25 protein-coding genes are annotated in these 25,949 nt (G+C 71.6%); 9 read left to right on the forward strand and 16 right to left on the reverse strand.

Annotated elements, in window-relative coordinates; genetic code table 11:
- Window positions 1-3: 3 nt before the first annotated feature.
- The 6 genes from AC3ANR_RS17585 to AC3ANR_RS17610 form a co-directional block, all read right to left on the reverse strand.
- Entirely contained in the window at window positions 4-1,305 is a 1,302-nt protein-coding gene (locus tag AC3ANR_RS17585) for a DUF3422 family protein (RefSeq protein WP_488289397.1), read from the reverse strand.
- A 168-nt stretch (window positions 1,306-1,473) separates the two neighbouring features.
- Window positions 1,474-2,988: a tripartite tricarboxylate transporter permease gene (locus tag AC3ANR_RS17590; RefSeq protein ID WP_488289398.1), complete on the reverse strand. Its 1,515-nt coding sequence runs from the start codon at window positions 2,986-2,988 to the stop codon at window positions 1,474-1,476.
- Window positions 2,989-3,001: 13 nt separating this feature from the next.
- A complete protein-coding gene (locus AC3ANR_RS17595) occupies window positions 3,002-3,490 on the reverse strand; it encodes a tripartite tricarboxylate transporter TctB family protein (protein ID WP_488289399.1) in 489 nt (162 codons plus the stop codon).
- Between the two features lie 133 nt (window positions 3,491-3,623).
- Complete coding sequence (gene tfpB, locus AC3ANR_RS17600; RefSeq protein WP_488289400.1) at window positions 3,624-5,417, reverse strand: type IV pilus assembly ATPase TfpB; 1,794 nt, start codon at window positions 5,415-5,417, stop codon at window positions 3,624-3,626.
- 8 nt (window positions 5,418-5,425) lie between these two features.
- Window positions 5,426-6,175 carry a class I SAM-dependent methyltransferase gene (locus AC3ANR_RS17605; protein WP_488289401.1) on the reverse strand — a complete coding sequence of 250 codons (750 nt, stop codon included), beginning with the start codon at window positions 6,173-6,175 and terminating at the stop codon, window positions 5,426-5,428.
- Window positions 6,172-7,032 (reverse strand): TatD family hydrolase, encoded by an 861-nt coding sequence (locus tag AC3ANR_RS17610; RefSeq protein ID WP_488289402.1) that lies wholly within the window; start codon window positions 7,030-7,032, stop codon window positions 6,172-6,174. Before AC3ANR_RS17610 ends, AC3ANR_RS17605 begins: the two co-directional genes overlap by 4 nt.
- A gap of 110 nt (window positions 7,033-7,142) precedes the next feature.
- Between AC3ANR_RS17610 and AC3ANR_RS17615 the strand changes: the two genes are divergently transcribed.
- From AC3ANR_RS17615 to AC3ANR_RS17630, 4 genes are read left to right on the forward strand one after another with little or no spacing between them, the layout of a single operon-like run.
- Window positions 7,143-8,141 (forward strand): S1C family serine protease, encoded by a 999-nt coding sequence (locus AC3ANR_RS17615; protein ID WP_488289403.1) that lies wholly within the window; start codon window positions 7,143-7,145, stop codon window positions 8,139-8,141.
- Window positions 8,142-8,175: 34 nt separating this feature from the next.
- Window positions 8,176-9,183, forward strand: coding sequence for an AAA family ATPase (locus AC3ANR_RS17620; protein ID WP_488289404.1), 1,008 nt, complete (start codon window positions 8,176-8,178; stop codon window positions 9,181-9,183).
- A complete protein-coding gene (locus AC3ANR_RS17625) occupies window positions 9,164-10,150 on the forward strand; it encodes a DUF58 domain-containing protein (RefSeq protein ID WP_488289405.1) in 987 nt (328 codons plus the stop codon). Before AC3ANR_RS17620 ends, AC3ANR_RS17625 begins: the two co-directional genes overlap by 20 nt.
- Window positions 10,151-10,163: 13 nt before the next feature.
- Window positions 10,164-11,204 carry a VWA domain-containing protein gene (locus AC3ANR_RS17630; protein ID WP_488289406.1) on the forward strand — a complete coding sequence of 347 codons (1,041 nt, stop codon included), beginning with the start codon at window positions 10,164-10,166 and terminating at the stop codon, window positions 11,202-11,204.
- Window positions 11,205-11,223: 19 nt separating this feature from the next.
- Here the strand turns inward: AC3ANR_RS17630 and lolD are convergent, their stop codons facing one another.
- Together lolD and AC3ANR_RS17640 are read right to left on the reverse strand one after the other, a co-directional pair.
- On the reverse strand, window positions 11,224-11,907 hold the full coding sequence (gene lolD / locus AC3ANR_RS17635; RefSeq protein WP_488289407.1) for a lipoprotein-releasing ABC transporter ATP-binding protein LolD: 684 nt from the start codon (window positions 11,905-11,907) through the stop codon (window positions 11,224-11,226).
- A complete protein-coding gene (locus AC3ANR_RS17640) occupies window positions 11,900-13,156 on the reverse strand; it encodes a lipoprotein-releasing ABC transporter permease subunit (RefSeq protein WP_488289408.1) in 1,257 nt (418 codons plus the stop codon). Before AC3ANR_RS17640 ends, lolD begins: the two co-directional genes overlap by 8 nt.
- A 38-nt stretch (window positions 13,157-13,194) precedes the next feature.
- On the opposite strand from AC3ANR_RS17640, the gene AC3ANR_RS17645 reads away from it, so the two are divergent.
- Both AC3ANR_RS17645 and recJ read left to right on the forward strand, forming a co-directional pair.
- Window positions 13,195-14,145 carry a phosphoglycerate mutase gene (locus tag AC3ANR_RS17645; RefSeq protein WP_488289409.1) on the forward strand — a complete coding sequence of 317 codons (951 nt, stop codon included), beginning with the start codon at window positions 13,195-13,197 and terminating at the stop codon, window positions 14,143-14,145.
- Complete coding sequence (gene recJ / locus AC3ANR_RS17650; protein ID WP_488289410.1) at window positions 14,142-15,851, forward strand: single-stranded-DNA-specific exonuclease RecJ; 1,710 nt, start codon at window positions 14,142-14,144, stop codon at window positions 15,849-15,851. The genes AC3ANR_RS17645 and recJ overlap by 4 nt, the downstream gene beginning before the upstream one ends.
- Before the next feature lie 4 nt (window positions 15,852-15,855).
- On the opposite strand, the gene AC3ANR_RS17655 is transcribed toward recJ, so the two are convergent.
- A complete protein-coding gene (locus AC3ANR_RS17655; protein WP_488289411.1) occupies window positions 15,856-16,173 on the reverse strand; it encodes a hypothetical protein in 318 nt (105 codons plus the stop codon).
- A 151-nt stretch (window positions 16,174-16,324) separates the two neighbouring features.
- Window positions 16,325-16,570, reverse strand: coding sequence for a hypothetical protein (locus AC3ANR_RS17660; RefSeq protein WP_488289412.1), 246 nt, complete (start codon window positions 16,568-16,570; stop codon window positions 16,325-16,327).
- A 99-nt stretch (window positions 16,571-16,669) separates the two neighbouring features.
- Here AC3ANR_RS17660 and AC3ANR_RS17665 point away from each other — a divergent pair, with 99 nt between their 5' ends.
- Both AC3ANR_RS17665 and AC3ANR_RS17670 read left to right on the forward strand, forming a co-directional pair.
- Window positions 16,670-17,578, forward strand: coding sequence for a delta(1)-pyrroline-2-carboxylate reductase family protein (locus tag AC3ANR_RS17665; RefSeq protein ID WP_488289413.1), 909 nt, complete (start codon window positions 16,670-16,672; stop codon window positions 17,576-17,578).
- 101 nt (window positions 17,579-17,679) lie between these two features.
- Entirely contained in the window at window positions 17,680-19,278 is a 1,599-nt protein-coding gene (locus AC3ANR_RS17670; protein WP_488289414.1) for an extracellular catalytic domain type 2 short-chain-length polyhydroxyalkanoate depolymerase, read from the forward strand.
- 33 nt (window positions 19,279-19,311) lie between these two features.
- On the opposite strand, the gene dcd is transcribed toward AC3ANR_RS17670, so the two are convergent.
- From dcd to AC3ANR_RS17700, 6 genes are all read right to left on the reverse strand, one after another.
- Window positions 19,312-19,878 carry a dCTP deaminase gene (gene dcd, locus AC3ANR_RS17675; RefSeq protein ID WP_488289415.1) on the reverse strand — a complete coding sequence of 189 codons (567 nt, stop codon included), beginning with the start codon at window positions 19,876-19,878 and terminating at the stop codon, window positions 19,312-19,314.
- A gap of 77 nt (window positions 19,879-19,955) precedes the next feature.
- Window positions 19,956-21,233 (reverse strand): guanine deaminase, encoded by a 1,278-nt coding sequence (gene guaD, locus AC3ANR_RS17680; RefSeq protein ID WP_488289416.1) that lies wholly within the window; start codon window positions 21,231-21,233, stop codon window positions 19,956-19,958.
- Window positions 21,234-21,240: 7 nt separating this feature from the next.
- Window positions 21,241-22,311 (reverse strand): BMP family ABC transporter substrate-binding protein, encoded by a 1,071-nt coding sequence (locus tag AC3ANR_RS17685; RefSeq protein ID WP_488289417.1) that lies wholly within the window; start codon window positions 22,309-22,311, stop codon window positions 21,241-21,243.
- Window positions 22,312-22,388: 77 nt separating this feature from the next.
- Window positions 22,389-23,162, reverse strand: coding sequence for a type III pantothenate kinase (locus tag AC3ANR_RS17690; RefSeq protein WP_488289418.1), 774 nt, complete (start codon window positions 23,160-23,162; stop codon window positions 22,389-22,391).
- A 13-nt stretch (window positions 23,163-23,175) separates the two neighbouring features.
- Window positions 23,176-24,111 (reverse strand): hypothetical protein, encoded by a 936-nt coding sequence (locus tag AC3ANR_RS17695; protein ID WP_488289419.1) that lies wholly within the window; start codon window positions 24,109-24,111, stop codon window positions 23,176-23,178.
- A 58-nt stretch (window positions 24,112-24,169) separates the two neighbouring features.
- Window positions 24,170-24,805, reverse strand: a complete 636-nt coding sequence (locus AC3ANR_RS17700; RefSeq protein WP_488289420.1) for a helix-turn-helix transcriptional regulator — start codon at window positions 24,803-24,805, stop codon at window positions 24,170-24,172.
- 160 nt (window positions 24,806-24,965) lie between these two features.
- Here AC3ANR_RS17700 and AC3ANR_RS17705 point away from each other — a divergent pair, with 160 nt between their 5' ends.
- Entirely contained in the window at window positions 24,966-25,928 is a 963-nt protein-coding gene (locus AC3ANR_RS17705) for a response regulator (RefSeq protein ID WP_488289421.1), read from the forward strand.
- The last annotated feature ends 21 nt before the right edge of the window (window positions 25,929-25,949 follow it).

The raw sequence follows: 25,949 nt of genomic DNA on the forward strand, positions 1-25,949 counted from the left end.
CGCTCACTGGCTGTCCTGCAGCACGCGCTCGTGCAGGCGGCGCAACGACAGCCACACGCCAGCCGCGACCAGCGGGATGGCGGTCGCCGCGGTGGCCTCGGGCGTGAACGGCCAGCCCAGCGCGTGCGCACCCTTGGCGAGGTAGCTGACGAGGCCCACCACGTAGTAGGTGATGGCGGCCACGGACAGGCCCTCCACCGTGGCCTGCAGCTGCAGCTGCAGGCCCTGGCGCCGGTTCATCGCGCTGAGCACGCCTTGCGCGCTCTGCTGCTGCTCGATCTCCACCCGGGTGCGCAGCAGGTTGCTGATGCGCGAGACGCGCTGCGACAGCGCCTCCTGGCGCCGCGCGGCCCATCCGCAGGTGCTGCGCGCCGGCGACAGCCGCCGCGCGATGAACTCGCCCAGCGTCTGCTGGCCGGCCAGGCGCGATTCGCCGATGTCGGCGATGCGGCGGTCGACCAGCTCGAAGTAGGCCGCGCTGGCGGAGAAGCGCGAGTGGGTCGCCGCGTACTGGCTCTCGACTTCGCCGGCCAGCTTGGTCAGCCGGTCCAGCAGCTGCGGCTCGTCGCTTCGCCCGGCCACGCGGATCGCACCTGCCAGGCCCGCCAACTCGCGTTCGGCCTGGCCCAGGGCCGTGAACGCGTCGCGCGCCGCCGGCAGCCCGAGCAGCGCAGCCATCCGGTAGGTGTCGATCTCGAGCAACTGCTGCACCAGCCGGCCCAGCCCGCGCGGCGACATCGTCCCGGCCAGCAGCACCATGCGGGCGAAGCCGTCGGCATGCAGCGCGAAGTCGGTGTAGACCTCGCCGTGGCCATCGGCGACGGTCGAAGCCACCAGCGTGTCCTCGTGCAGCACGTGGCCGGTGAGCGGGTCCTCGCCGAAGGAGCGGCTTGGCAGCACCCACAGGTGCAGGCCGGCCAGCCACTGGCCAGGCAGCGCTGCGAACCAGTCCCGCGGCACGTCCTGCAGTGCCGATTCCGGCTCGCGGCTGCCGAATCCCGCGGCATCGAACTGGCGCTGGAATGTCCAGCTGACGAACTCGGTGTGCAGCTCCCAGCGCAGCCGGAAACTGCCGACGTCCATGCGCAGGTGGGTGGTCTGGCCGTCCGGTTGCGGCAGGTGGTGCTCGCGCAGGAGCACCGCCAGGTGATTCCGGCTCGCTTCGCGCTCGGCCGCGTCGCACGCCATCACCACGTGGGTGATCGCCAGTGGTGGGGCCATGGCGTCCGGCGGCCGGGCATGGATCTCGTTGTGCAACAGGGCGCGCTGCGGATGCTTGCGTGGATGCGTGATGGAAGCAGGCATCGGTCCTCCTCTCGGCATTGTGCATGGCGCACAAACGCCAACGGCGCCCGGGACGGGCGCCGTTGGAGGGAAGGGAGCAAGACGGGGACGAGCGGCTCCTTCGCCGTGTCCGGAAGCGGCGAGCCGCGGCGCCCCAGGTCGCGCCAGCGGCGCTGGACCCCGCCGCGCTCAGTCCTCGTCCTGGAACGCTTCCTCGCGCTTGGCCTTGATCGACGGCAGCAGCACGATCACCAGCAGGGCCAGCGCGGCGGCCAGCAGGCTGGCCGACAGCGGACGGGTGACCAGCACGCCCCAGTCCCCGCGCGAGAGCAGCAGCGCCCGGCGCAGGTTCTCCTCCATCATCGGCCCCAGGATGAAGCCCAGCAGCAGCGGCGCCGGTTCGGCCCCGAGCTTGATGAACAGGTAGCCGATCACGCCGAACAGGGCGACCATCCAGATGTCCCAGGTGTTGTTGTTCGTCGAGTACACGCCGATGGCGCAGAACAACACGATGGCGGGGAACAGCCAGCGGTAGGGCACCGTGAGCAGCTTGATCCAGATGCCGATCAGGGGCAGGTTCAGGATCACCAGCATCGCGTTGCCGATCCACATCGAGGCGATCAGGCCCCAGAACAGCTGCGGGTTGCTGGTCATCACCTGCGGGCCCGGCTGGATGTTGTGGATGGTCATCGCGCCCACCATCAGCGCCATCACGGCGTTGGGCGGAATGCCCAGCGTCAGCAGCGGGATGAACGAGGTCTGCGACCCTGCGTTGTTGGCCGACTCGGGTGCGGCGACGCCGCGGATGTTGCCCTTGCCGAACGGCACCTCGCCCGGGCGCAGCGCCGTCTTCTTCTCGATCGTGTAGGCGGCGAAGGCCGACAGCAGCGCGCCGCCGCCGGGCAGGATGCCCAGCGCCGCGCCGAGCGCCGTGCCACGCAGCACGGCCGGCGCCATGTTCCTGAAGTCTTCCTTGGTCGGGAACAGGCCCTGCACCTTGGCCGTGAACACCTCGCGCTCGTCGGCGTGCTTGGACAGGTTGCTGATGATCTCGCCGTAGCCGAACACGCCCATGGCGATGACGATGAAGCCGATGCCGTCGGTCAGTTCCGGAATGTCGAACGAGAAGCGCGCGACGCCGGAGTTGACGTCGGTGCCGACCAGGCCGAGCAGCAGGCCCAGCACGATCATCGCGACCGCCTTGACGAGCGAGCCCGAGGCCAGCACCACCGCGCCGATCAGGCCCAGCACCATCAGCGAGAAGTACTCGGCCGGGCCGAACTTGAACGCCACTTCGGTCAGCGGGGCGGCGAACGCGGCCAGGATCAGCGTGCCGACGCAGCCGGCGAAGAACGAGCCCAGGCCCGCGGCGGCAAGCGCCGGGCCGGCGCGGCCCTGGCGGGCCATCTGGTAGCCGTCGATCACGGTCACCACCGAGGACGATTCACCCGGCAGGTTCACCAGGATGGCGGTGGTGGAGCCGCCGTACTGGGCGCCGTAGTAGATGCCCGCCAGCATGATGAGCGCGGACACCGGCGGCAGCGCGTAGGTGGCCGGCAGCAGCATCGCGATGGTGGCCACCGGGCCGATGCCGGGCAGCACGCCGATCAGCGTGCCCAGCAGGCAGCCGATGAACGCGTACAGCAGGTTGATCGGCGTGAAGGCCACGCCGAAGCCGAGCGAGAGGTTGGTAATCAGGTCCATGGTGCCGGGGTCCTCAACCGCTGATGAAACTCGGCCACACCGGGAACTGCAACTTGAGCAGGACCACGAAAGCCAGGTAGCTGCCGATCGCGAGGACGGTGGCCAGGATGGCGACCTCCTTCGCGTTGAACTCGTCGCCCGCCAGGGCGGCGACGAACGTCAGGCCGTAGATGGCGACGATCAGTCCCATCGCCGGGACGCCCAGGCTCGGCAGGCCCGCCAGCAGGATGCCGAACAGGATGTTCGAGCCGATGATGAAGCCCAGCGGGCGCCAGGCGAAACGCCCGACCGGCTCGCCGTCCTCGGTCTCGACCACCAGGGCGCCGAACGTCACGATCAGGCCGAGGATGGCGAGCAGGATGCCCAGCATCAGCGGGAAGTAGCCCGGGCCCATGCGGGCTCCCGAGCCGATCGTGTAGTTGGTGGCTCCCCAGGCGAACGCGACGCCGGTCGCTGTGAACATCAGGCCGGCGAAGAAGTCTTTCTGGCTCTTGATCCTCAAGACACGTCTCCTCGATTCTTTCCGAAGGGACGGATTTTGGAGGTCAGGTGACAGTCAGCCGGGTGTGGGTTTCACGTACTCGTTTCCACTCGTTGGGCGAACTCAGGGGGCAGCCGGGCGTCTGCGGGGCGCCTCAGCCTTCCAGCGGTGGGGTGGCGGTGAGCACTTCCTCGAGCGTGGTCAGCCCTTCGGCCACGCGCAGGGCGCCGGCCAGCCGCAACGGGCGCATGCCGTCGGCGACCGCCTGGCGGCGCAGCGCGTCGATGGAGGGCTCGCGCGAGACGCGCTCCTTGAACGCCTCGCTGACCGTCAGCAGCTCGTACAGGCCCATGCGGCCCATGAACCCCGTCATGCGGCAGTCCACGCAGCCCACCGGCCGGTAGGGCCGCCAGCCACCGGTGAGCTTCCAGGGCCGGACCACCTCCTCGACCGGGCCGCGCGGCGCCTCGGGGTCGGGCTCGCGGCACTGCTTGCACAGGGTGCGCACCAGGCGCTGGGCGAGCACGCCCAGCATGGTGGCGTTGATCAGGTAGCCCGGCACGCCCAGTTCCATCAGGCGGGTGATGGCGCTGGGCGCATCGTTGGTGTGCAGGGTGGAGAACACCAGGTGGCCGGTCAGCGCGGCCTGCACGGCCATCTCGGCCGTCTCGAGGTCGCGGATCTCGCCGACCATGATGATGTCCGGGTCCTGCCGCATCAGCGCCCGCAGCCCCTCGGCGAAGCCGAAGTCCAGCTGTGGCTGCACCTGGGTCTGGTTGAACGCCGGCTCGATCATCTCGATCGGGTCCTCCACCGTGCTGACGTTCACCTCCTCGGTGGCGATGCGCTTGAGCGTCGAGTACAGCGTGGTCGTCTTGCCCGAGCCCGTCGGGCCGGTCACCAGGATGATGCCGTGCGGGCGCTTGGCCAGGGCCTCCCAGCGCTGCGCGTCGTGCTGCGAAAAGCCCAGCGCATCGAGGTCCTTGACCGCCGTGTCGGGATCGAAGATGCGCATGACCATCTTCTCGCCGAACGCGGTGGGCAGCGTCGACAGGCGCATCTCGACCTCGTCGCCGCGCGGGTTGCGGGTCTTGATCCTGCCGTCCTGGGGTCGGCGCTTTTCCACCACGTCCATGCGGCCGAGCAGCTTGATGCGCGCCGTCATGGCATTGAGCACGCCCATGGGCATCTGGTAGACCGGGTGCAGCACGCCGTCGATGCGAAAGCGGATCACGCCCTGCTCGCGGCGCGGCTCCAGGTGGATGTCGCTGGCGCGCTGGTCGAAGGCGTAGGTCCACAGCCAGTCCACCACCTGCACCACGCCCTGGTCGTTGGCGTCCAGCTGGCGGTTGCTGCGACCGAGCTCGACGAGCTGCTCGAAGCTGGCGCCGCCGGCGTTGCCGCCCGACTTCTGCGCCGCGCGCACGGACTTGGCGAGCGAGAAGAATTCGGCCGTGTAGCGGACGATGTCCTGCGGGTTGGCCACCACGCGGCGCACGCCGCGGCGCGACTGGCGCTCGACCTCGCCCACCCAGTCGGTGACGAAGGGCTCGGCGGTCGCGACCACCACTTCGCTGGCCGTGACCTGCACCGGCAGCACCCGGTGGCGCTCCGCATAGCCGGCGCCCATCGCGTCGGCGACGCGGCCGACGTCGACCTTCAGCGGATCGATGCGCAGGTACTCCAGCTCCGCGCGCTGCGCCAGGTACTGGGTCAGGGCCTCGATGTCCAGCGGCTTGCCGTCGCTGGCGCGCGCCATCGACACCGCCGCCAGCCGCACCAGCGGGTGCTGCGAGCTCTCGGCCTGCGCGCAGCGGGCGATGGTGCGCCGCGCCTCCTCGGCGCTGATCACGCCGTCCTCGCTCAGCCACTCGACGAGGACGCGCCAGTCCAGGAGGCCGCGGAACGGCGTGCGGGCGGAGGGCTTCAGGCGGGCGCTCGGGCTCATCCCCCCGATCATTCCACAGGCTTGAAGACGCGCAACCACTTGGGCGCGGGCAGTCCCCAGCGCTCCCGGATCACGTCGGCGCGCTGCGCGAGCTCGCCGCGCGCCGGATGCTGCGGGGTGCGCAGGGCCAGCACGATGGTGTTGCCCTCGCGCGTGGGCCGGAACGCCCACACGGCGCCGGGCCCGAAGGCGGCGCGGATGCGATCGAGGCTGCGCTCGAAGCTGGAGGAGCGCCCGAACAGGTTGACGGTCATGCAGCCGTCCTCGGTCAGCAGGCGGCGGCAGTCGGCATAGAAGTCCTCGCTGTCCAGCACCGGCGCTGCCGCCTCGTGGTCGTACAGGTCCACCTGCAGCGCATCGACCTGGCCGCGCCAGTGCTCGTGCGCGGCGACCTCGCCCGCGTCCCCCAGCACCACCGACAGGCGGCTGTCGTCCCGGGGCAGCTTGAACCACAGGCGGCAGGCGGCCACGACCTGCGGGTTCAGCTCGATCGCGGTGGTCTTCATCCGCAGCTTGCGGTGGCAGAACTTGGTGAGCGACGCCGCCCCCAGCCCGAGCTGCATCGCATGGCGGCGCGGCACGCTCGCCGGGTCGACGAACAGCAGCCACGCCATCATGCGCTGCACGTATTCGAGGTGGATCTCGAACGGCTCGTCGAGCCGCATCGAGCCCTGCACCCACTCGGTGCCGAGGTGCAGGTACCGGATGTCGCCGTGGTCGGAGAAATTGACTTCGGGCAGGGGCGGGCGTTTGCTCATGCCCCCGATGATCGCAAGTCCGCGGGCGCGGCCTCCGCGAGCAGCCGTGCCAGCCGGGGCAGCGCCGCGATCGCATTGGCGGTGCAGGCGTGCGCCAGGTCGTCCAGCGCGATCCCGCGCAGCCCCGCGATCACCGCCGCGATCCGCGGCAGCTCGCCCGGTTCGTTGCGCCCCTGCCCGTGGCCGGCGGCGCGATCGGCGGCCGTGCGGTAGAGCCAGTGGGGCGGGATGTCGGGCGCATCGGTTTCCAGCACCAGCGCGGACAGCGGCAGTTCGGCCGCCAGCCGGCGCAGTTGCAGCGCACGCTCGAAGGTCACCGCGCCTCCGAAGCCGAGCTTGAAGCCCAGGTCCAGGAACTGCCGGGCCTGCTGCGCGCTGCCGTTGAACGCATGCGCGATGCCGCCGGCGACCGGTACCTCCCGCAAATGCTTGAGCAGCCGGTCGGCCGAGCGGCGCACGTGCAGGATGACCGGCAGCCCGTGCCGCCGGGCCAGCAGGAGCTGCTCGCGCAGGAAGACTTCCTGCCGCCGCGCATCCAGGCCGGGCGCGAAGAAGTCCAGCCCGATCTCGCCCACCGCCACCAGCTCCGGATCGGCGGCGTGCGCGGCCAGGCTGCGGTCGAGCAGGGCCAGGTCCTCGTCGCGCGCCTGCGGGGTGAACAGCGGATGGATGCCCAGCGCGTAGCTGTCGCCGCCGCGCCGCGCGAGCTCGCGCACCACCTCGAACTGGGCCGCGGCCACCGCCGGAATCACGCAGTGGCACACCCCCGCGGCCGCGGCGCGGCGGCGCACATCCATGGCATCGCGAGCGAACTCGGGTGCGTCGAGATGGCAGTGGGTGTCGACGAAGTCCGGCACGCGGCGATGATGCCGCATCCACCGTGCAGCGCCCGCCAAACCGTGCTACCGTGTGCCGTCGCCGCGCGGTTTTCCCCAGTGAAACCGCCCCTTTTTCCGAAGGTGTTCCGATGCGCAGGCCAGCTCTCTACAGCTCCAGCCGTCCGGCTCCTGCGCAGCAGGCCAGCGCCGCCGCGCAGCAGGCCCCGGAGACGGCCCCCGCCGCTCCCGCCCAGGCCCGCCGGCCGCGGCTCACCGCCTCCAGTCCCGCCCTGCTCTGGGCCGCCATCGCGCTGCTGTCCGCCCTGCTCGTCCTGAGCTTCTCGCTCGGGCTGCGGCCGGTGCAGCGCAAGCTGACCCAGCAGGACATCAACGCCGCCGTGCTCAAGACGCTGGAGACGCACGTCCTGCCGTCCGAGTACGCCAAGGCCTACGACAACATCCGCCCCTCCGTGGTGCGCGTGGTCAGCTACGTGAAGAAGAGCCGGCTCAAGGAAGAGTGGGTGCAGCGCCATGCGCAGCGCGACGCCAAGCCCAAGCCGCTGGGCCCCGCGCGCGGCAGCCCGGAGGCCGACGCGGACGAGGACGAGATCGAGGCCGGCGTGGGCACCGGCGTGGTCATCGTCGACAAGGGGATCATCCTGACCAACCTGCACGTGGTGTCGGGCGCCGACAAGGTGAAGGTCACCTTCTTCGACGGCCTGGAGGCCACGGCGTCGATCACCGGCGTGCAGCCGGAGAACGACCTGGCGGTGCTGCAGGCCCACAAGATCCCCGACGACATGATCGCCGCCACCATGCGCTCCACGGGCGACCTGCAGCCCGGCGACAAGGTGGTCGCGGTCGGGTTCCCGTTCGGCATCGGCCCGTCGGCCTCGGGCGGCATCGTCTCCGGGCTCCAGCGTTCGTTCCGCTCGCCCGAGGGCAAGCAGGAGATGAACAACCTCATCCAGTTCGATGCGGCGGCCAACCCCGGCAACTCCGGCGGACCGCTGGTGACGATGGACGGCGAGGTGGTGGGCATCGTCACCGCCATCCTCAACCCGACGCCCGCGCGCACCTTCCTGGGCATCGGCTTCGCCGTCCCGATCGAGAACGCCGCCACGGCCGCCGGCCTGCCGCCGTTCTGACGCGCCTTCCCTCCCCTTGCACGAAAGTCGACCGATGGACCAGAGCACCCGCCAGGACAGCGCCACCGCCAAGCTCATGGAGCAGATCCTCTACGAGGTCAAGCGCGTGGTCGTCGGCCAGGACCGCTTCCTCGAACGCGTGATGGTGGCCATGCTGGCGCAGGGGCACCTGCTGGTCGAGGGCGTGCCCGGGCTGGCCAAGACGCTGACGGTCAAGACGCTGGCGAGCACCGTGCGCGGCAGCTTCAAGCGCATCCAGTTCACCCCCGACCTGGTGCCGGCCGACCTGGTCGGCACGCGCGTGTACAACCAGAAGACCGGCGACTTCTCCACCTCGCTCGGGCCGGTGTTCGCCAACCTGCTGCTGGCCGACGAGATCAACCGCGCGCCGGCCAAGGTGCAGAGCGCGCTGCTCGAGGTGATGCAGGAGCGCCAGGTCACGATCGCCGGCGAGACCCACCGGGTGCCGAACCCGTTCCTGGTCATGGCCACGCAGAACCCGATCGAGACCGAGGGCACCTACCCGCTGCCCGAGGCGCAGGTGGACCGCTTCATGATGAAGGTGCTGGTCGACTACCCCACCGACGAGGAGGAATACGTCATCGTCGAGCGCGTCACCGGCCCGGCCGTGCAGGTGACGGCAGTCGCCACCACCGAGCAGCTGGCCGCCCTGCAGCAGGAGTGCCGGCGCGTCTATGTCGATCCGTCCCTCGTGCAGTACGCGGTCAAGCTGGTGTCGGCCACCCGCACGCCGGAAAAGCACGGCCTGAAGGACCTGCGCAAGTACATCACCTTCGGCGCCAGCCCGCGCGCCACCATCAACCTGACGGAAGGCGCCCGGGCGCTGGCCATGCTGCGCGGCCGCACCTACGCCCTGCCCGAGGACATGACCGACCTGGTGCCCGACGTGCTGCGGCACCGGCTGGTGCTGTCGTACGAGGCGCTCTCCGAGGGACTGACGTCGGACACGGTGATCGGCCACATCATGGGCAAGGTCGCCGCGCCGCCTCGTCCGCTCGAGCATGAAAAACTGGCTGCGTAGGTCCCCCCCGCCCGCCGCCGCGCCGGCGCCCGCGCCCGCGTCCGTCGCGGGAGCCGAGCACGTGCTGCGGCGCCTGGAGTGGACCGTGATCCGGCGCCTGGACGGGCTGCTGCAGGGCGACTACCGCACGCTGCTGCGCGGCGCCGGGCTGGACCTGGCGGACCTGCGCGAGTACCAGCACCAGGACGACGTGCGCCACATCGACTGGAACGTCACCGCCCGCAGCGGCGTGCCGCACGTGCGCGTCTTCACCGAGGACCGCGAAATGGCGGCCTGGTTCCTGCTGGACCTCAGTCCCTCGGTGGACTTCGGCTCCGGCGAGCAGCGCAAGCGCAACGTCTCGGCCGATTTCGTGGCCGTGCTGGCGCGCATGCTCACGCGGCACGGCAACCGCGTCGGCGCCATGCTGTACGGCAGCGGGGTCGACTCGGTCATTCCCACGCGCGGCGGCCGGCGCCACGTGCTGCACATCCTGCACAGCATCCAGGCCCGCCCCGCGTCGACCGAGAGCGGGCCGACCAAACTGCGCGACCTGCTCGATTCGGCGGCCGCGCTGATCAAGCGGCGCTCCACGCTGTTCGTGGTCTCCGACTTCATCAGCGAACCCGGCTGGGAGCGCGCGCTGGGGCTGCTGGCCCAGCGGCACGAGGTCGTCGCGGTGCGCGTGCTCGACCCGCTGGAGCTGCAGCTGCCGGACCTGGGCCTGCTGACGCTGCGCGATGCGGAAACCGGCGAGCAGGTGCTGGTCGACACCCACGACCCGGGCTTTCGCAAGCGCTTCGCGCGCATCGCCGCCCAGCGCGAGGCCGAGTTGCGCGAGTCGCTCGCGCGCGCCGGCGTCGACGCCCTGGAGCTGTCCACCGACGCCGATCTCGTCGAGGCCATGGTCCGGTTCACCGAGATGCGCAAGCGGCGCGCCCGCCTGGCCACGGGCAACCTGCCGGCGCACCTGAAGCAAGTCGCCTAGAAGGAAGAGACCCATGCAGTTCCTCTGGCCCGATTTCCTCTGGCTGCTGCTCGTGGCGCCGCTGCTGGTGCTGCTGTACCTGTGGCTGCTGCGGCGCAAGAAGAAGCTGGCGGTTCGCTACGCGTCGCTCGCGATCGTGAAGGAGGCGATGGGCCCGGGGCAGAGCTGGCGCCGCCACCTCCCGCCCGCCCTCTTCCTGCTCGCGCTGGTGGCGATGCTGCTGGCCGCCGCGCGGCCGACGGCGGTGGTGACGCTGCCCTCGCAGCAGCAGACCATCATCCTGGCGATGGACGTGTCCGGCAGCATGCGCGCCACCGACGTCCAGCCCAGCCGGCTGGAGGCCGCGCAGGCGGCCGCCAAGGCCTTCCTGGCGGAGCTGCCGCGGCACGTGAAGGTGGGCATCGTCGCGTTCGCCGGCTCGGCCCAGGTCGCCCAGCTGCCCACCATCAACCGCGAGGACCTGGTCACCGCCATCGACCGGTTCCAGCTGCAGCGCGCCACCGCCACCGGCAATGCCATCGTGATCTCGCTGGCCACGCTGTTTCCCGACCAGGGCATCGAGCTGGCGGCACTGCAGGGCGGCCGCGACCGGCCGCGCGGCTTCGCCATCGACGGCGAGAAGAAGGAGAAGAAGGAGTTCACGCCGGTGGCGCCGGGCTCGTACAACTCGGCCGCGATCATCATGCTCACCGACGGGCAGCGCACCACCGGCGTCGATCCGCTGGAGGCGGCCAAGATGGCGGCCGACCGCGGCGTGCGCGTGTACACCGTGGGCATCGGCACCGTGGACGGCGAGACGATCGGCTTCGAGGGCTGGTCCATGCGCGTGCGCCTGGACGAGGACACGCTCAAGCAGATCGCGCAGAAGACCAATGCCGAGTACTTCTATGCCGGCACCGCGCAGGACCTGAAGAAGGTCTACAACGCGCTCAGCTCCAAGCTCACGGTCGAGAAGAAGGAGACCGAGATCTCGGGGCTGTTCGCGCTGGCCGCGGCGGCGCTGGCGGTGGTGTCCGCCGCGCTCTCGCTGCTCTGGTTCAACCGGATCCTCTGACGCGCGCCGGCAAGCTCGCCTAGGCGAGCTTGCCGGTGACCAGGCGCAGCTGGCGGCCGCAGCGGGCGGCCAATGCCTCGTCGTGGGTGACCAGCACGAAGGCCGTGCCGCGATCGCGGGCCAGCTGCAGCATCAGGTCGAATACCGCGTCGGCCGTGGTGCGGTCGAGGTTGCCGGTCGGCTCGTCGGCCAGCACGCAGTCCGGGCGCGTGACCAGCGCGCGCGCGATGGCGACGCGCTGGCGCTCGCCGCCCGACAGCTCGGCCGGCCGGTGCGCCAGCCGGTGGCCCAGGCCGACCGAGGTGAGCGCCTCGGTGGCGCGTTCGGCGCAGACCTCGGGCGGCTCGCGCCGGATGCGCAGCGGCATCGCCACGTTCTCCAGCGCGCTGAATTCGGGCAGCAGGTGGTGGAACTGGTAGACGAAGCCTAGGTGCCGGTTGCGCAAGGCGCCCTGCGCCGCCGGGGCGAGCCCCGCCAGCAGCTGGCCGGCCAGCCAGACCTCGCCCTGGCTGGGCGCGTCCAGGCCGCCCAGCAGGTGCAGCAGCGTGCTCTTGCCCGAGCCCGAGGCGCCGACGATGGCCAGCGTCTCGCCCGCACGCACTTCCAGGTCCACGCCGCGCAGCACCTCGACGTCCAGGTCCCCCTCGTGGAAGCGCTTGGTCAGGCCTCGGGCCAGCAGCACCGGCTGCACCTCGTCACTCATAGCGCAGCGCCTCCGCCGGATTGACCCGGCTGGCGCGCCAGCTGGGATAGAGGGTCGCCGCGAACGCGAGCAGCAGCGAGATGACGGCGATCGGCACGATGTCGGCGCTTTGCGGGTCGCTGGGCATGCGGCTGATGAGGTAGACGTCGCGCGGCAGGAAGCTGGCGTGGAACACCTGCTCGATCGCCGGCACGATGACGTCGATGTTGAACGCGACCGCCAGGCCGAGCAGCAGGCCGGCCAGGGTGCCGATGACGCCGACCGCGGCGCCCTGCACCACGAAGATGCCCATGATGCTGCGCGGGCTGGCCCCGAGGGTGCGCAGGATGGCGATGTCGGCCCGCTTGTCCGTCACGGTCATCACCAGCGTGCTCACCAGGTTGAAGGCGGCCACCGCGACGATCAGCGTGAGGATGATGAACATCATCCGCTTTTCCAGCTGCACGGCGGCGAACCAGGTGCGGTTCTGCCGCGTCCAGTCGCGCACGATCACCGGGCCGGTCAGGGTGTTGGCCAAGTCCGCGGCCACCTCGCGCGCGCGGTTGAGGTCCTTGAGTTTCAGCCGCACGCCCGTGGGCCCCTCGAGGCGGAAGATGCGGGCGGCGTCGTCCTGGTGCAGCAGCGCCAGGCCGCTGTCGTACTCGTAGTGGCCCGAATCGAAGGTGCCGACCACCACCATCTGCTTCAGGCGGGGCACGATGCCCGCCGGCGTGACCTGGCCGCCGGGGGCGATCAGCGTGACCGGATCGCCCTCGCGCACGCCCAGGTTGCGGGCCAGTTCCGAGCCGAGGACGATGCCGAACGAGCCGGGGACCAGCCGCTGCAGCACACCGGGCGCCATGCTGCGACCCAGGTCCGTCACCTCGCCCTCGCGCGCCGGATCGATGCCGCGCAGGATGGCCCCGCGCATGTCCTCGCCGCGGGCGAGCAGGCCCTGCGCCGAGATGAAGGGCGCGGCCCCCACCACCTCGGGGTTGGCCCGCGACTCGCGCAGGGTGCGCTCGATGTCCGGAAGCACGCTGCCGCCCTGGCCGTAGATCTCCACGTGCGACACCACCGCAAGCATGCGGTCGCGCACCTCCTTCTGGAAGCCGTTCATCACCGACAGCACGATGATGAGCGCGGCCACGCCCAGTGCGATGCCGAGCATCGACACGCCGGAGATGAAGGAGATGAAGCCGTTGCGGCGGGCGGCGCGCCCGGCCCGGGTGTAGCGCCAACCCAGCGCCAACTCATAAGGGACGCGCATGGTAGGGCGGCATTGTGGCATCCACGACAATCGCGGCCATGTCGGACGGTCTCCACTTGTTGGTGCCCTTCGCCGCCCCCCAGGCGGCGCAGGCCCGCCGCGCGCTGGAGCAACTGGCGCTGCCCCGGCTCGAACGGCTGCTGGCCAGGCTGGCCGTCGGGCCCGAGCTGCACGGCGACGAGATCGCCCTGTCCATGCCCCACGAGCGCGTGCTGGCGCGCGCCTGCGGCCTGCCCGACGAGGACGGCCGCACGCCCTGGGCGGCCTGGCAGGTGGCGCAGTCGGGCGGCGACACCCTGGACGCGGCCTGGGCCTGGATCACGCCGTGCCACTGGCGGCTGGGCACGGGCCACGTGTTCATGCACCACCCGCAGGAGCTGCGGCTGGATGCGGCCGGATCGCAGGCCCTGCTGGCGGCGATGCAGCCGTACTTCGAGCAGGACGGCCTGGTGCTGCAGTACGAGGCGCCGACCCGCTGGCTGGCGCGCGGCCCGCTCTTCGGCCGCATTGCCACCGCCTCGCTCGACCGGGTGGCGGGCCGCGTGATCGACCCCTGGATGCCGCGCGGCGACGCGTCGCGGCCGCTGCGCCGGCTCCAGCAGGAGATGCAGATGCTGCTGTACACGCATCCGGTCAACGAGGAACGCATCCGCGCCGGCCTGCTGCCGGTCAACTCCTTCTGGGCCAGCGGCGCCGGCCAGCTGCCCGCGGGCACCCCGGCGCGCCTTCCCCAGGCCATGCAGGTGACGCAGGCGCTGCGCGACGCCGCGCTGCTGCAGGACTGGCCGGCCTGGGCCGCGGCCTGGCAGCAGCTGGAGCACGACGCCGCGCGGCTGCTGCAGGCGCTGGATGCCGGCGCGCCGGTGGCGATCACGCTCTGTGGCGAACTCGGCGCGCGCACGTGGCACAACGCACGCAGCAGCTGGCGGCAACGCGTCGCTGCGCTGTTCTCGCGCCGCAGGACGGCAGAATGGGTGCAGGACCTATGAAGATCGTCACCCGCGACATCCCCCCGCGCGCCGCCTGGGCGCTGGAGCAAGCCGGCGTGCATCCGTTGCTGGCCCGCCTGTATGCGGCCCGGGGCGTGAGCGCCAAGGAAGAACTCGACGACGGCCTGGCACGCCTGCTGCCGCCCGCCGGCCTGCGCGGCGCCGCCGAGGCCGCCGTGCTGCTGGCCGATGCCATCGCGCAGGACCGCCGCATCTGCATCGTCGCCGACTACGACTGCGACGGCGCCACCGCCTGCGCCGTGGCCGTGCGCGGCCTGCGGCTGCTCGGGGCGCGCCACGTCGACTACCTCGTGCCCGACCGGGTGGTGGACGGCTACGGCCTCACCGCCGCGATCGCCCGGCGCGTGAAGGAGGCCGGCGCCGACGTGCTGGTCACCGTGGACAACGGCATCGCCAGCGTCGAAGGCGTCGCCGCCGCCAACGCGCTGGGCCTGCAGGTGCTGGTCACCGACCACCACCTGCCCGGCCCCGAGTTGCCGCAGGCGGCCGTGATCGTCAATCCCAACCAGCCCGGCTGCGGCTTCGAGAGCAAGTCCGTCGCCGGCGTGGGCGTGATGTTCTACGTGCTGCTCGCGCTGCGGGCCGAACTGCGCGAGCGCGGGCTGTTCGATGCCCGCAGCCAGCCCAAGCTGGACGCCCTGCTGCCGCTGGTGGCGCTGGGCACCGTCGCCGACGTCGTCAAGCTCGATCCCAACAACCGCCGGCTGGTGGCCCAGGGCCTCAAGCGCATCCGCGCCGGGGCCGTGCCGCCGGGCCTGTCGGCGCTGTTCGGCGCCGCGGGGCGCAATCTGGAGGCGGCCACCACCTTCGACCTCGGGTTCGCGCTCGGCCCGCGCATCAACGCGGCGGGGCGGCTGTCGGACATGCGGCTGGGCATCGAGTGCCTGCTCACCGACGACGCTGCCCGCGCCACCGAGCTGGCGGCGCAACTGGACGGCATCAACCGGGAACGCAAGGGCATCGAAGGCGAGATGCGCGACCAGGCGCTGGAAGTGGCCGAAGCCCTGTTCGAGGAGGGCGAGGAGCCGCCGGCGGCGCTGTGCGTGTTCGACCCCGACTTCCACGAGGGCGTGGTGGGCATCGTCGCCTCGCGCCTGAAGGACCGCTTCCACCGCCCGACCTTCGTGTTCGCGGCGAGCCAGGCCCCCGGCCGCGAGCACGAGCTCAAGGGCTCGGGCCGCTCGATCCCCGGCTTCCACCTGCGCGACGCGCTCGACCTGGTGGCCAAGCGCCATCCGGGCGTGCTGCTGCGTTTCGGCGGCCATGCGATGGCGGCCGGCTGCACCGTCGCGGAGGAACACCTCGACACCTTCGAGCAGGCCCTGGGCCAGGTGGCGCAGGAGTGGCTGGACGCGGCGACCCTGATGCGCCGCCTGCACACCGACGGGCCGCTGGCGCCCGAGTACCGCCGCGCCGACCTGGTGGACACGCTGCACGAGCAGGTGTGGGGCCAGGGCTTCGCGCCGCCGGTGTTCAGCGAGGAAGTGGAGATCGTCTCGCAGCGGCTGGTGGGCGAGAAGCACCTGGCGCTGAAGCTGCGCCACCAGGGCCAGCCGGTCGACGGCATCTGGTTCGGCCGCACCGAGCCGCTGCCGGCGCGGGCGCGCATCGCGTTCCGCCTGGATGCGGACGAGTGGCAGGGCGTGCGCCGGGTGCGCTTCCTGCTCGAGGGCGCGGAAGTCTAGGCGTTCAGAAGCGCGCGCCGCCGAGGCCGCGCGGCTCGTCGAAGTAGGCGAACAGGCGCAGCGCCACGGCGCGCAGGGCCTCGTCGGGCAGGGTCTGCGCCCGCGCCAGTTGCCACATGGCGTACTCGCGGTCGCCCAGCATCATGGACGAGTTGACGCAGCGGCCATGGCCGGCCATCAGCAGCGTGAACGTGCCCAGCAGTTCGGTGGGACAGTACCGGTGCGACGTCGCCGGCAGCTCGAACTCATCGGAGGCGTCCAGCGAGGGGGAATCCTCGGCGGCGGTGGCCTGCGGCGCGGGATCGAGGTCGACGAAGTTCATGGTGGGCTCCCCTGGCATCGTGTGCTTGCAGGATAGGCAAGGGGCCGGGGCGACCTCGTCGGCGGCCGCAGCCTGGGGCTGTCGGACGCAAGCTCAACACGGACAGCGGGAGTTCGGACGGGGCTGTCGGCCGGAGCGCGCGTCCGGCCGCTCAGCGGGCGCTGGCCGTGGTCGTGTTGCCGGGGCAGCCGCCCATGGCGGGCAGCGCGAAGCCGGGCCTGCACTCCTGGGACGCCGGCGCCGACTCGGCGGCCTGGCGTTCCTCGGCCTTGCGCACCTGGCTGCTGCACACGGCCCAGAAGGCGAGCAGCAGCGTGGCCGCCATGGCGGCGAGCACCAGCCAGGTCGCGCGGTCGCGCGGCGTGCCGTCGGAAGGATCGAAGTAGCGGGACAACATTCGGGGCTCCTGGGAATCGGATCCATGCTACGAACTCATGCACGGCCCACGGAGCCACCCACGGCCGTCACCCGCCGTAGGACAAAATCCGAAGCGACCATGCCCATCCTGGACGCCACCGACACTGCGCGCCGGCTTCCCGCCCGGGCGCTCGCCGGCGCCGTGGAAGCCCTGCTGCTCGATCCCACGGTCCAGGTGCCGGCGCGGCTGGTCCAGGCCCTGCCCGGCGGTGGCAGCCTGTTCGTCATGCCCGCGCTGGACGGGCGCATCGCGATCACCAAGCTCATCACCTTCACGCCCGCCAATGCCGGCACGGGGCGGCCCGCGATCCAGGGCGACGTGGTCGTGTTCGACGTCGCCACCGGGGAGCGCGTGCTGGTGCTCGACGGGCCGACCGTGACCGCGCGGCGCACCGCCGCCGTCTCGCTGCTGGCGGCGCAGCGGCTCGCGCCCTGCCCGGCCGGGCCGCTGCTCATCGTCGGCGCCGGCGTGCAGGGGCGCTCGCACCTGGAAGCGTTCGTGCAGGGATTGGGCGTGCGCGAGGTGCGCGTCGCCTCGCGCTCGCGCGGCAGCGCCGAGGCGCTGGTGCGCCATGCGCGGGAGTTGGGGGCGGCGGCCAGCCTCGCCGAGGATGCCGACGCGGCGATGCGCGACTGCCCGCTCGTGGTGACATGCACGCCGGCGGCGGCCGTCGTGCTGCACGGGCCGGTGCGCGACGACGCCTTCGTCGCCGCGGTCGGCGCCTTCACGCCGGCGATGGTGGAGCTGGCACCGGCGCTGTGCCGGCACTTTGCCGAACAGGGGCAGGTGGTGCTGGACACGCCCGATGCCCGCCACGAGGCCGGCGACCTGCTCCAGGCCGGCCTGGACCTGCAGGCCTTCGCCTCGCTGGGCGACGTCGTCCGCGCGGCGGCCCCGCGCCGCCCCGGCCCGGTGCTGTTCAAGAGCTGCGGGTGGGCCGGCTGGGACCTCGCCGCGGCGCGCTGCGCGCTGGCCCAGCGCAGCTGAGGCGCGGTTCGTCCATAGGGAAATGCGCGGGCCGCGCGGCGCCCACGGCGCGGCCGGGACCCTGTACAAAGCGCGCACCCAAACAATCAAGGAGACAAACCATGGGCAAGACTGCGCGCCGGCTGGCAGCGCTGGCGCTCGCGACGGCCTCGATGGCCGCCGGCGCCGCCGTGAGCCTGGGGTCGTACAACGTCAAGCTGGACGAGACCTCGGTGTCCGGCATCTCGTCGGGTGGCTACATGGCCGTGCAGTTCGGCGTCGCCTGGTCGTCCATCGTCAAGGGCGTGGGCGTCGTGGCGGCCGGCCCGTACGCCTGCGCCCAGATCGCCAAGCCGGGCTCGGCGTACACCAACAACCTGTTCACGGGCTACTACTACTGCTCCAACCGCAGCACGGCCCCCGACCTGGCGCCGATGCTCTCGCGCACCGGCACCTTCGCGGCCGACGGCCGCATCGACCCCACCTCGAACCTGGCGCGGCAGAAGGTCTGGATCTACAGCGGCTACAACGACGGCGTCGTCAAGCAGCGCACCTCCGTCGACCTGCTGTCCAGCTACTACGCCAACTACGTGCCGGCGGAGAACATCTTCTACAAGAACAACCAGAACGCCGGCCATGCGATGGTGACCAACCGCAGCTCGCACGCCAGCTGTTCGAGCACCGCATCGCCGTACATGAACAACTGCGGCATCGATGCGGCCGGCGAGATGCTGGCGCACACCTACGGCAGGCTCAACCCCAAGGCCGGCACGCTGGGCGGCCAGCTGCTGGAGTTCTCGCAGACCGAGTTCGCCAGCACCTCCAGCATCAGCATGCTGTCCACCGGCCGCGTCTACGTGCCCGCGTCGTGCGCGGCCGGCCAGCCCTGCCGCGTGCACGTGGCGCTGCACGGCTGCCAGCAGAACACCAGCGCCATCGGCACCACCTACGTGAGTGAGGCGGGCTACAACGAGTGGGCCGACACGAACAACCTGATCGTGCTGTACCCGCAGGCGGACAGCCGCACCTGGGACTACAACGGCGTGTTCCAGGACCGCAACAACACCGAAGGGTGCTGGGACTGGTGGGGCTACAACGTCGACTACGACCAGAACACCAGCGGCAACCAGAACTACGCGACCAAGAAGGGCGCCCAGATCACGGCGATCCGCGCCATGCTGACGCGCCTGGCCGGCGGCTACACCGGCTGGCAGCCCACGCCTTCGGGCAGCTTCGGCGCACCGGCCAACCTCACCGCGCAGGACAGCACGCATGGCCGCGTGGACCTGGTGTGGACGCCGGTGTACGGTGCCACCGGCTACCACGTGTACCGCGCCACCTGCAGCACCTGCACGTTCAGCCGCCTGACCTCGTCGCCGACGGCCGGCCCCAGCTATGCCAACGCGGGCCTGGCCGCGTCCACCACCTACTACTACCGCGTGACGGCGGTCAATGGCTCGGGCACCGAGAGCGCGGCGTCGGCGACCGTCAGCAAGGCCACCGCCGCCACGCCGGCGTCGTGCGACCCGTACCGCAGCAACAACTACACCCACGTCGACCTGGAGGGCTACACGGGCGAGTACCGCGCCAACGCGGCGTGCCTGAACTGCTGGGCGTACACGCGCGGCGGCGGCGACTACATCGGCATCTACAGCGTGGCCGACAGCGCGCAGGTGCGGCGCACCGGCACGCAGTACTACGTGTACGGGGTGTGCAACTGAAGCGGGGTCGGGTGCCGGCGGCGCCGGCGCCCGTCAGGCCTTGGGCAGCGTGACGCCGCGCTGGCCCTGGTACTTGCCGCCGCGGTCCTTGTAGCTGGTCTCGCAGACCTCGTCGCTCTCGAAGAACAGGACCTGCGCGCAGCCCTCGCCGGCGTAGATGCGGGCCGGCAGCGGCGTGGTGTTGGAGAACTCCAGCGTCACGTAGCCTTCCCACTCGGGCTCGAACGGCGTGACGTTGACGATGATGCCGCAGCGCGCGTACGTGCTCTTGCCCAGGCAGATGGTGAGCACGTTGCGCGGGATGCGGAAGTACTCCAGCGTGCGGGCGAGCGCGAAGCTGTTGGGCGGGATGATGCACACGTCGTCGTGGAAGTCGACGAAGCTCTTCTCGTCGAAGTTCTTCGGGTCCACCACCGTGCTGTGGATGTTGGTGAACACCTTGAACTCGGGCGCGCAGCGGATGTCGTAGCCGTAGCTGGAGGTGCCGTAGCTGATCACCCGCCGGCCGTCCACCTCGCGCACCTGCTTCGGCTCGAACGGCTCGATCAGTCCGTGCTGCTCGGCCATGCGCCGGATCCACTTGTCGCTCTTGATCGTCATGTCGCCGCTCCTGGGGCCGGATTGTAGGTGGCGCCGCCGCGGCGCCCTGCGGGGGCGGGGGCACGACCGCCCGGCAGCTACCGCGCCAGGTGCACCCGCTCCACCACGCGGTCGTCGCCCAGCACGATGAGCGAGAACAGCAGTTCGTCCAGGTCGCGCGCGTGCGTCACCTTGCGCGCCAGCAGCGGCGTCGCCTGCGGGTCCAGGACCACGAAGTCCGCGTCGCATCCGGGCTGCAGGTTGCCGATCACGCCCGCCAGGCCGAGCGCCTGGGCGGCGCCCGCCGTGTGCTGCCACCACAGGTGCTGCGGCGACAGGCTCACGCCGGGCTTGGTCTGCCCCTCGCGGCCGACGTAGTACGCGGCCAGCATGGTGTGGAACGGGCTGAAGCTGGTGCCGCCGCCGACGTCGCTGGCCAGCCCGTACTTGAAGCCGATGCGCCGCGCGCCCTCGTAGTCGAAGAAGCCGCTGCCGAGGAACAGGTTGCTGGTGGGACTGACGGCCGCCGCCGCGCCCGTGCTGCGCATCAGCCGGCGGTCGTCGTCGTCGAAGTGGATGCAGTGCGCGTAGATGGCGCGATCGCGCATCAGGCCATAGCCGTCGTACACCGCGAGGTAGCTGCGCGCATCGGGGAACAGCTCGCGCGCCCAGCGGATCTCGTCGCGGTTCTCGGCCACGTGCGACTGGATCCACACGTCCGGATAGCGCGCCGCCAGCTCGCCCGCGCCGCGCAGCTGCGCATCGCTGCAGCTGGGCGCGAAGCGCGGCGTGATGGCGTAACCCAGCCGGTCCTGGCCGTGCCAGCGGCGGATCAGGGCCTCGGTGTCGGCCAGCGACTGCTCGGTCTCGTCGCGCACGCCGTCGGGCGAATGGCGGTCCTGCAGCACCTTGCCGGCGATCAGGCGCATGCCGCGGTCCTGCGCCTCGGCCATCAGGGCATCGACGGACGCCGGATGCGAGGTGGCGAAGGTCAGCGGCGTGGTGACGCCGTGGCGCAGCAGCTCGTCCAGGAACACCTGCGCGACGTCCCGCGCGTAGGCCGGGTCGGCGAACCGGGCCTCGTGCGGGAAGGTGTAGTTCTCCAGCCAGGGCAGCAGCCCCTCGGCCGGCGAGCCGATCACGTCGGTCTGCGGGAAATGCACGTGCAGGTCGATGAACCCCGGCGCCAGCAGGCGGCCCGGCAGGTGCTCGACGCTCACGCCCGGGTAGTTGTCCGCCAGCGCCTGCCAGGCGCCCGCCGCGCGCACCACCTTGTGGCCGTCGGGACCGGGCCCCACGAGCAGTAATCCGTCGGCGTCATAGACGGCCGAACCGTCGTCGGCGAAGCGCAGGAGGGCGGCCCGGTAGGCTTTCATGGCGGGCTCATTGTCCCAGCTTGCCCTGCACGCCTGCGACGAAATAGTTCATGGCGAGGATCTGCTCGTCCGTCAGGGCGGCGCCCGCGGGCACCACCTGCTTGCCATGGTTGTCGGTGATCGGGCCGGCGAACGGCCGCAGCTTGCCGCCGGCGATGTCGCGCTGGCGCGCCAGCACCTCGTCGCGCACGGCCGCCGGCACCTTGGGGCCGAAGTGCTCGACCCGCACCATGCCTTCGCGCACGCCGCCCCAGGTGCTGGTGGGCTTCCAGGTACCCGCCAGCACCTCGCGCGCGCGCCGCGTGTCGTAGTCGCCCCAGTGGTGGGTGACCGCCAGCACCTGCGCGTCAGGGGCGGCAAAGCGCATGTCGGAGTGGTAGGCGATGGCCAGCTTGCCGCGCTCCTGCGCCGCCGTCATGACGGCGGTGGACGCGGTGTGGAACGCGATCACGTCGGCGTCCTGGTTGAACAGCGTCATGGCCGCCTCGCGCTCGCGCGGCGGGTCGAACCAGGCGTTGAGCCAGACGACCTTGACCTGCGCCTTCGGATCCACCGACCGCATGCCCAGCGTGAAGGCGTTGATGCCCTGCAGCACCTCCGGGATCGGAAAGCCGGCCACGTAGCCGGCCACGTGCGTGCGGCTCAGCCGGCCGGCCGCGATGCCGGCCAGGTAGCGGCCCTCGTAGTAGCGGGCGTTGGCCGTCGCCACGTTGGGCGCCGTCTTGTAGCCGGTGATGGACTCGAACTTCACCTGCGGGAACTCGCGCGCCACCTTCAGCGTGGGCTCCATGTAGCCGAAGCTCGGCGTGAAGATCAGCCGGTAGCCCTGCTGGGCCAGGTCGCGGATCACGCGCTCGGCGTCGGGGCCTTCCGGCACGTTCTCGACGGCGCGCGTCTGCACCTGGCTGCCCAGCGCCGCCTGGAGCGCCAGCCGGCCCTCCTCGTGCTGGCGCACCCAGCCGGCCTCGGTGAGCGGAGCGACCTGGACGAAGCCGACCTTCAGGGGCGCGGGCGGTTGCGCGGCGGACGGCAGGATGAGGGATGCGGCCGCGAACGCGGCTGCGAGGTTTTTGAGCATGGTTGTCCTCGACATGGCCCCGGCAGACGGAAAAAAGCCGCTGCGGGGCACAGCGGCTCGGAGGTGATTCTAGGCGCTCAGGCGATCGCGAAGCGGCGCCGCGCCAGCTCGAGCAGGCCGTCGAAGATCAGCCCCTCCACCAGCTCGAACGGCACGGTCATGTGCGGGGCCATCTTCCAGCCGGCGCCGCCGGTCATGAAGCAGGCCGGCTCCGCGCCGCAGTGCCGGCGCACGTGCTGGACCATGCGGTCCACGGCGCCGGCGATGGCGTAGGTGCCCCCGCTGGTGAGGGCGTCGCTGGTGTTGGTGGGGAACTCGCGTACGTCGCCGGTGGGCACGTGCAAGCCGGCGGTGCCGGACTCGAGCGCGCGCAGCATGATGCCGTGCCCGGGCAGGATGAAGCCGCCGAGGAAGCGCCCGTCCTGGTCCACCGCCTCGACGGTCACGGCCGTGCCGACCATCACGACCACCATCGGGCGCGCGGGGCCTGCGGCCAGCATGCGGTGGCGCGCGCCGACCATGGCGACCCAGCGGTCCGCCCCCAGCCGCGCCGGATGGTCGTACCCGTTGGTCAGGCCCGCCTCGGCGGCGCTGGCGTACACCCATTGCGCCGGCAGGTCCCACAGCTCCTCCATCTGCGCCTCGGCACGCCGGCGCACGGCGTCCGCGGCGACCGTGCAGCCCAGCATCCGGGCCGGCTTGGCGAGCGTGGCCCAGGGGCCCTCGGAGAGGTGCTCGATCTGCTCCAGGAACTCGGCGCCGTGCGTGAGCACGGTGGCGCCGGGGCGCGGCGCGTCGTACAGCGCCCACTTCAGGCGCGTGTTGCCGATGTCGATGGCGAGGAAGCTCACGCCGGGTTCGTCGTCAGCTGGCGGCGCGCAGCTGCTCGCCCATGGCGGCCAGCTGCTTCACCAGGGTGGTCTCGTGGGCCTGCAGCTGCGCGCAGTCGGCCAGCAGGGCGTCGAGCTGCTTGCACAGCCGCGCGTGCGCCTGCTGGGCGTCCTCGATCGCGGGGGGCTGCGCCTTCGCCTCGCTCGCGTCCTGCGCGAGCGCACCGACGCTGGCACGCCAGGCCTGCACGTCGTTGGACAGGAACCGGGCCGCGGCCTGCACCACCTCGACGCGACGGCCGGCGGTGGCACGCGCTTCCTGGTGCGCCTGCTGCGACGCACCGGCGGCCGTTCGCAGCACCTTCAGGCGCTCGACCAGCAGTTCGCAGCGCGCGGCGTCGGCATCGATCTGCCGCTGCGCATCGGCGTCCTGGCCGGCCTGGGCCTGGCGCGCCTTGAGCTGGGTGCGCATGTCCTGCAGCCAGCGCGCGCCCTGGTCGATGACCTTGTCCAGCGCCTTGTACTCGACCTCGAATTCCACCATCGTGCGGTCGTGGGCCGCCGAGCTGGCGCCCTGGCGCTTGTGCAGCGGCGACACCTCCTCGCCGAGCGCGCGCGCCACCTTGTCGATCTTCTCGAAGCGGGCCGCGAACGCCTCGCCCGCCGTGCGGCTCTTGCCCGTGAGGTTGGCCCAGAACCCGCGCACGCCCAGCGGCGCGAAGTCCAGCTTGCCGAGGGCGCGGGCGAGCTTGTCCAGGGCCGCCTGCAGGCGCTCGGCCTGCGCGAGCTGGCCCTGCGCCTGCAGCTCGTGCTGCAGCTCGCCCAGGCGCTCGACGGAGGGATGGCCGACGTCCGCGGCCATGCGGTCCAGGAACGCCGAGCCGGTGGCCGGCGCCCGGGCTGCGCCCGCCACCTTGGCCAGCTTGGCGGGCGTCATCAGGGAAGCGGTGCGGTCTTCGGAGTCGTCCATGGCGGGGCGCGGCAGGCGGGTGGGCGCCAATATACCGCCGCGGCGGCCCGTGCTCCAGCTAGATCGCGCCCAGCCAGCAGGCGCGCTGGATGGCCGCCAGCTTGTTGTCGACCTTGAGCTTGGCCATCGCGTTGGCCAGGTGGTAGTTGACCGTGCGCTCGGCGCACTGCAGCCGCACCGCGCTTTCGCGCGCCGTCAGGCCCTGGAAGGCGAGCACCAGGCACTCGCGCTCGCGCGGGCTGAGGGTGGAGCGCTGCAGCCCGATCGAGCGCTTGATCAGCGGCCACACGTTCAGCGCCGACCACACGAGCAGGGCGGCCTCGCCCCGGTCGGTCAGCTCGCGGTGCGTGAACATGAAGCACTCGAAGGCACGGCCGGCCGGCAGCGGGAACTCCACCCGCACGACCGTGTGGAAGCCGTGCGCGGTCCACTGGCCGCGCCAGGACGCGGCGGCCGAGCCTTCCAGCCGCGACAGCGACTGCCAGGCCACCAGCGGCGCGCCCGACTCGCGCCACGGCGCGCCGAAGTCGGCGCTGGCCGCCAGCGCCTTGGCCGCCAGCTCCATCGCGGGCGGGTGCACGGCCACCAGCTGCCGGTCGGCGCTGTCGCCGAACGGGTCGGGGCCGATCACCACCACCGCCTGCAGCGGCGATTCGCCCGCGTCGCCGAGCCATTCGCCCAGCACCGTGTCCACGTCGACACTGTCAGAGTTAACAGGGGCTACCATGGACACGAACGGGGCTTTGAAACGGGCTGAGACAATAGCAGCATCGCAGAGCCACCGGGCTGCGCGGCTCCTGCTTTCCCATGTTCCACACGACCGACCACGCATCACCAGGCACGAGGGTGCCGGCATGAGCTTTCCCCTGTTCCAGCGGCCAGGCACCATCGTCTTCCTGGACGACGATCCCGATTACCTCGAGATGCTGGCGCTGGTGCTGCCCAGGCAGTGGCACGTGCGCCTGTTCGCGCGGCCGCAGGACTGCATCGCCAAGCTGCGCGAGGAGCCGCCGTTCTGGGAAGCCGACGCCTGGCACCAGCAGCAGATGGTCGACCAGTGGCGCGCGGGCCGGCCGCTGGTGCCGCAGATCCTGGAGTACTGGTCGCGCTCGACGGAGCGCTACGGCCTGTCGCGCGTGTGCGTGGTGGACTTCTCCATGCCCGAGATGGACGGCCTGCAGGTGCTCTCGGCGCTGGCCGACTGGTCGGGTTCGCGGGTGCTGCTGACCGGCCAGGCCGACGAGCAGGTGGCCGTCAATGCGTTCAACAGCGGCCTGATCGAGCAGTTCATCGCCAAGCAGATGCCCGACATGTCGCGGCACCTGGTGCAGGTGATGCACCGCCTGCTGGGCACGACGCACCCGCGGCATGCGCAGACCTGGCGCGCGACGCTCAAGCCCGAGCAGCACGCGCTGCTGCGCGAGCCGAGCGTCGCGGCGGCGCTGGCCGACTTCGCCGCCCGCCGCTGGGTCGAGCATGTCGTGATCGGCGAGCCGTTCGGCGTGCTGGGCATGGACGCGGCCGGCTACGTCAGCTGGCTGCAGCTGGAGTCGCCGCTCGGCCTGTCCGGGCTGGCCGAGGTGGCGGTGCAGGCCGGCCTGGATCGCGAGGCGGTGGAGGACATCCGCGCCGGGCGCCGGCTGGCGGACGCGGAACTGGCCTCCGCGCTGGGACGGCCGGCGCAGCTGGCCGACGCCTTCACGATCGGCGCGCGCCAGCAGCTGCTGGGGGCCGTGCACGAGGTGGCGCAGGACCCGGGCGACGGCGGGCACACCCGCTGGCTGGCGCGCCAGCCGCGCCGGCACGTCGAGCACTAGGCAGGCCAAGGCGCCGCTCGC

The organism is Ramlibacter sp. JJN2-2R (assembly GCF_057747835.1).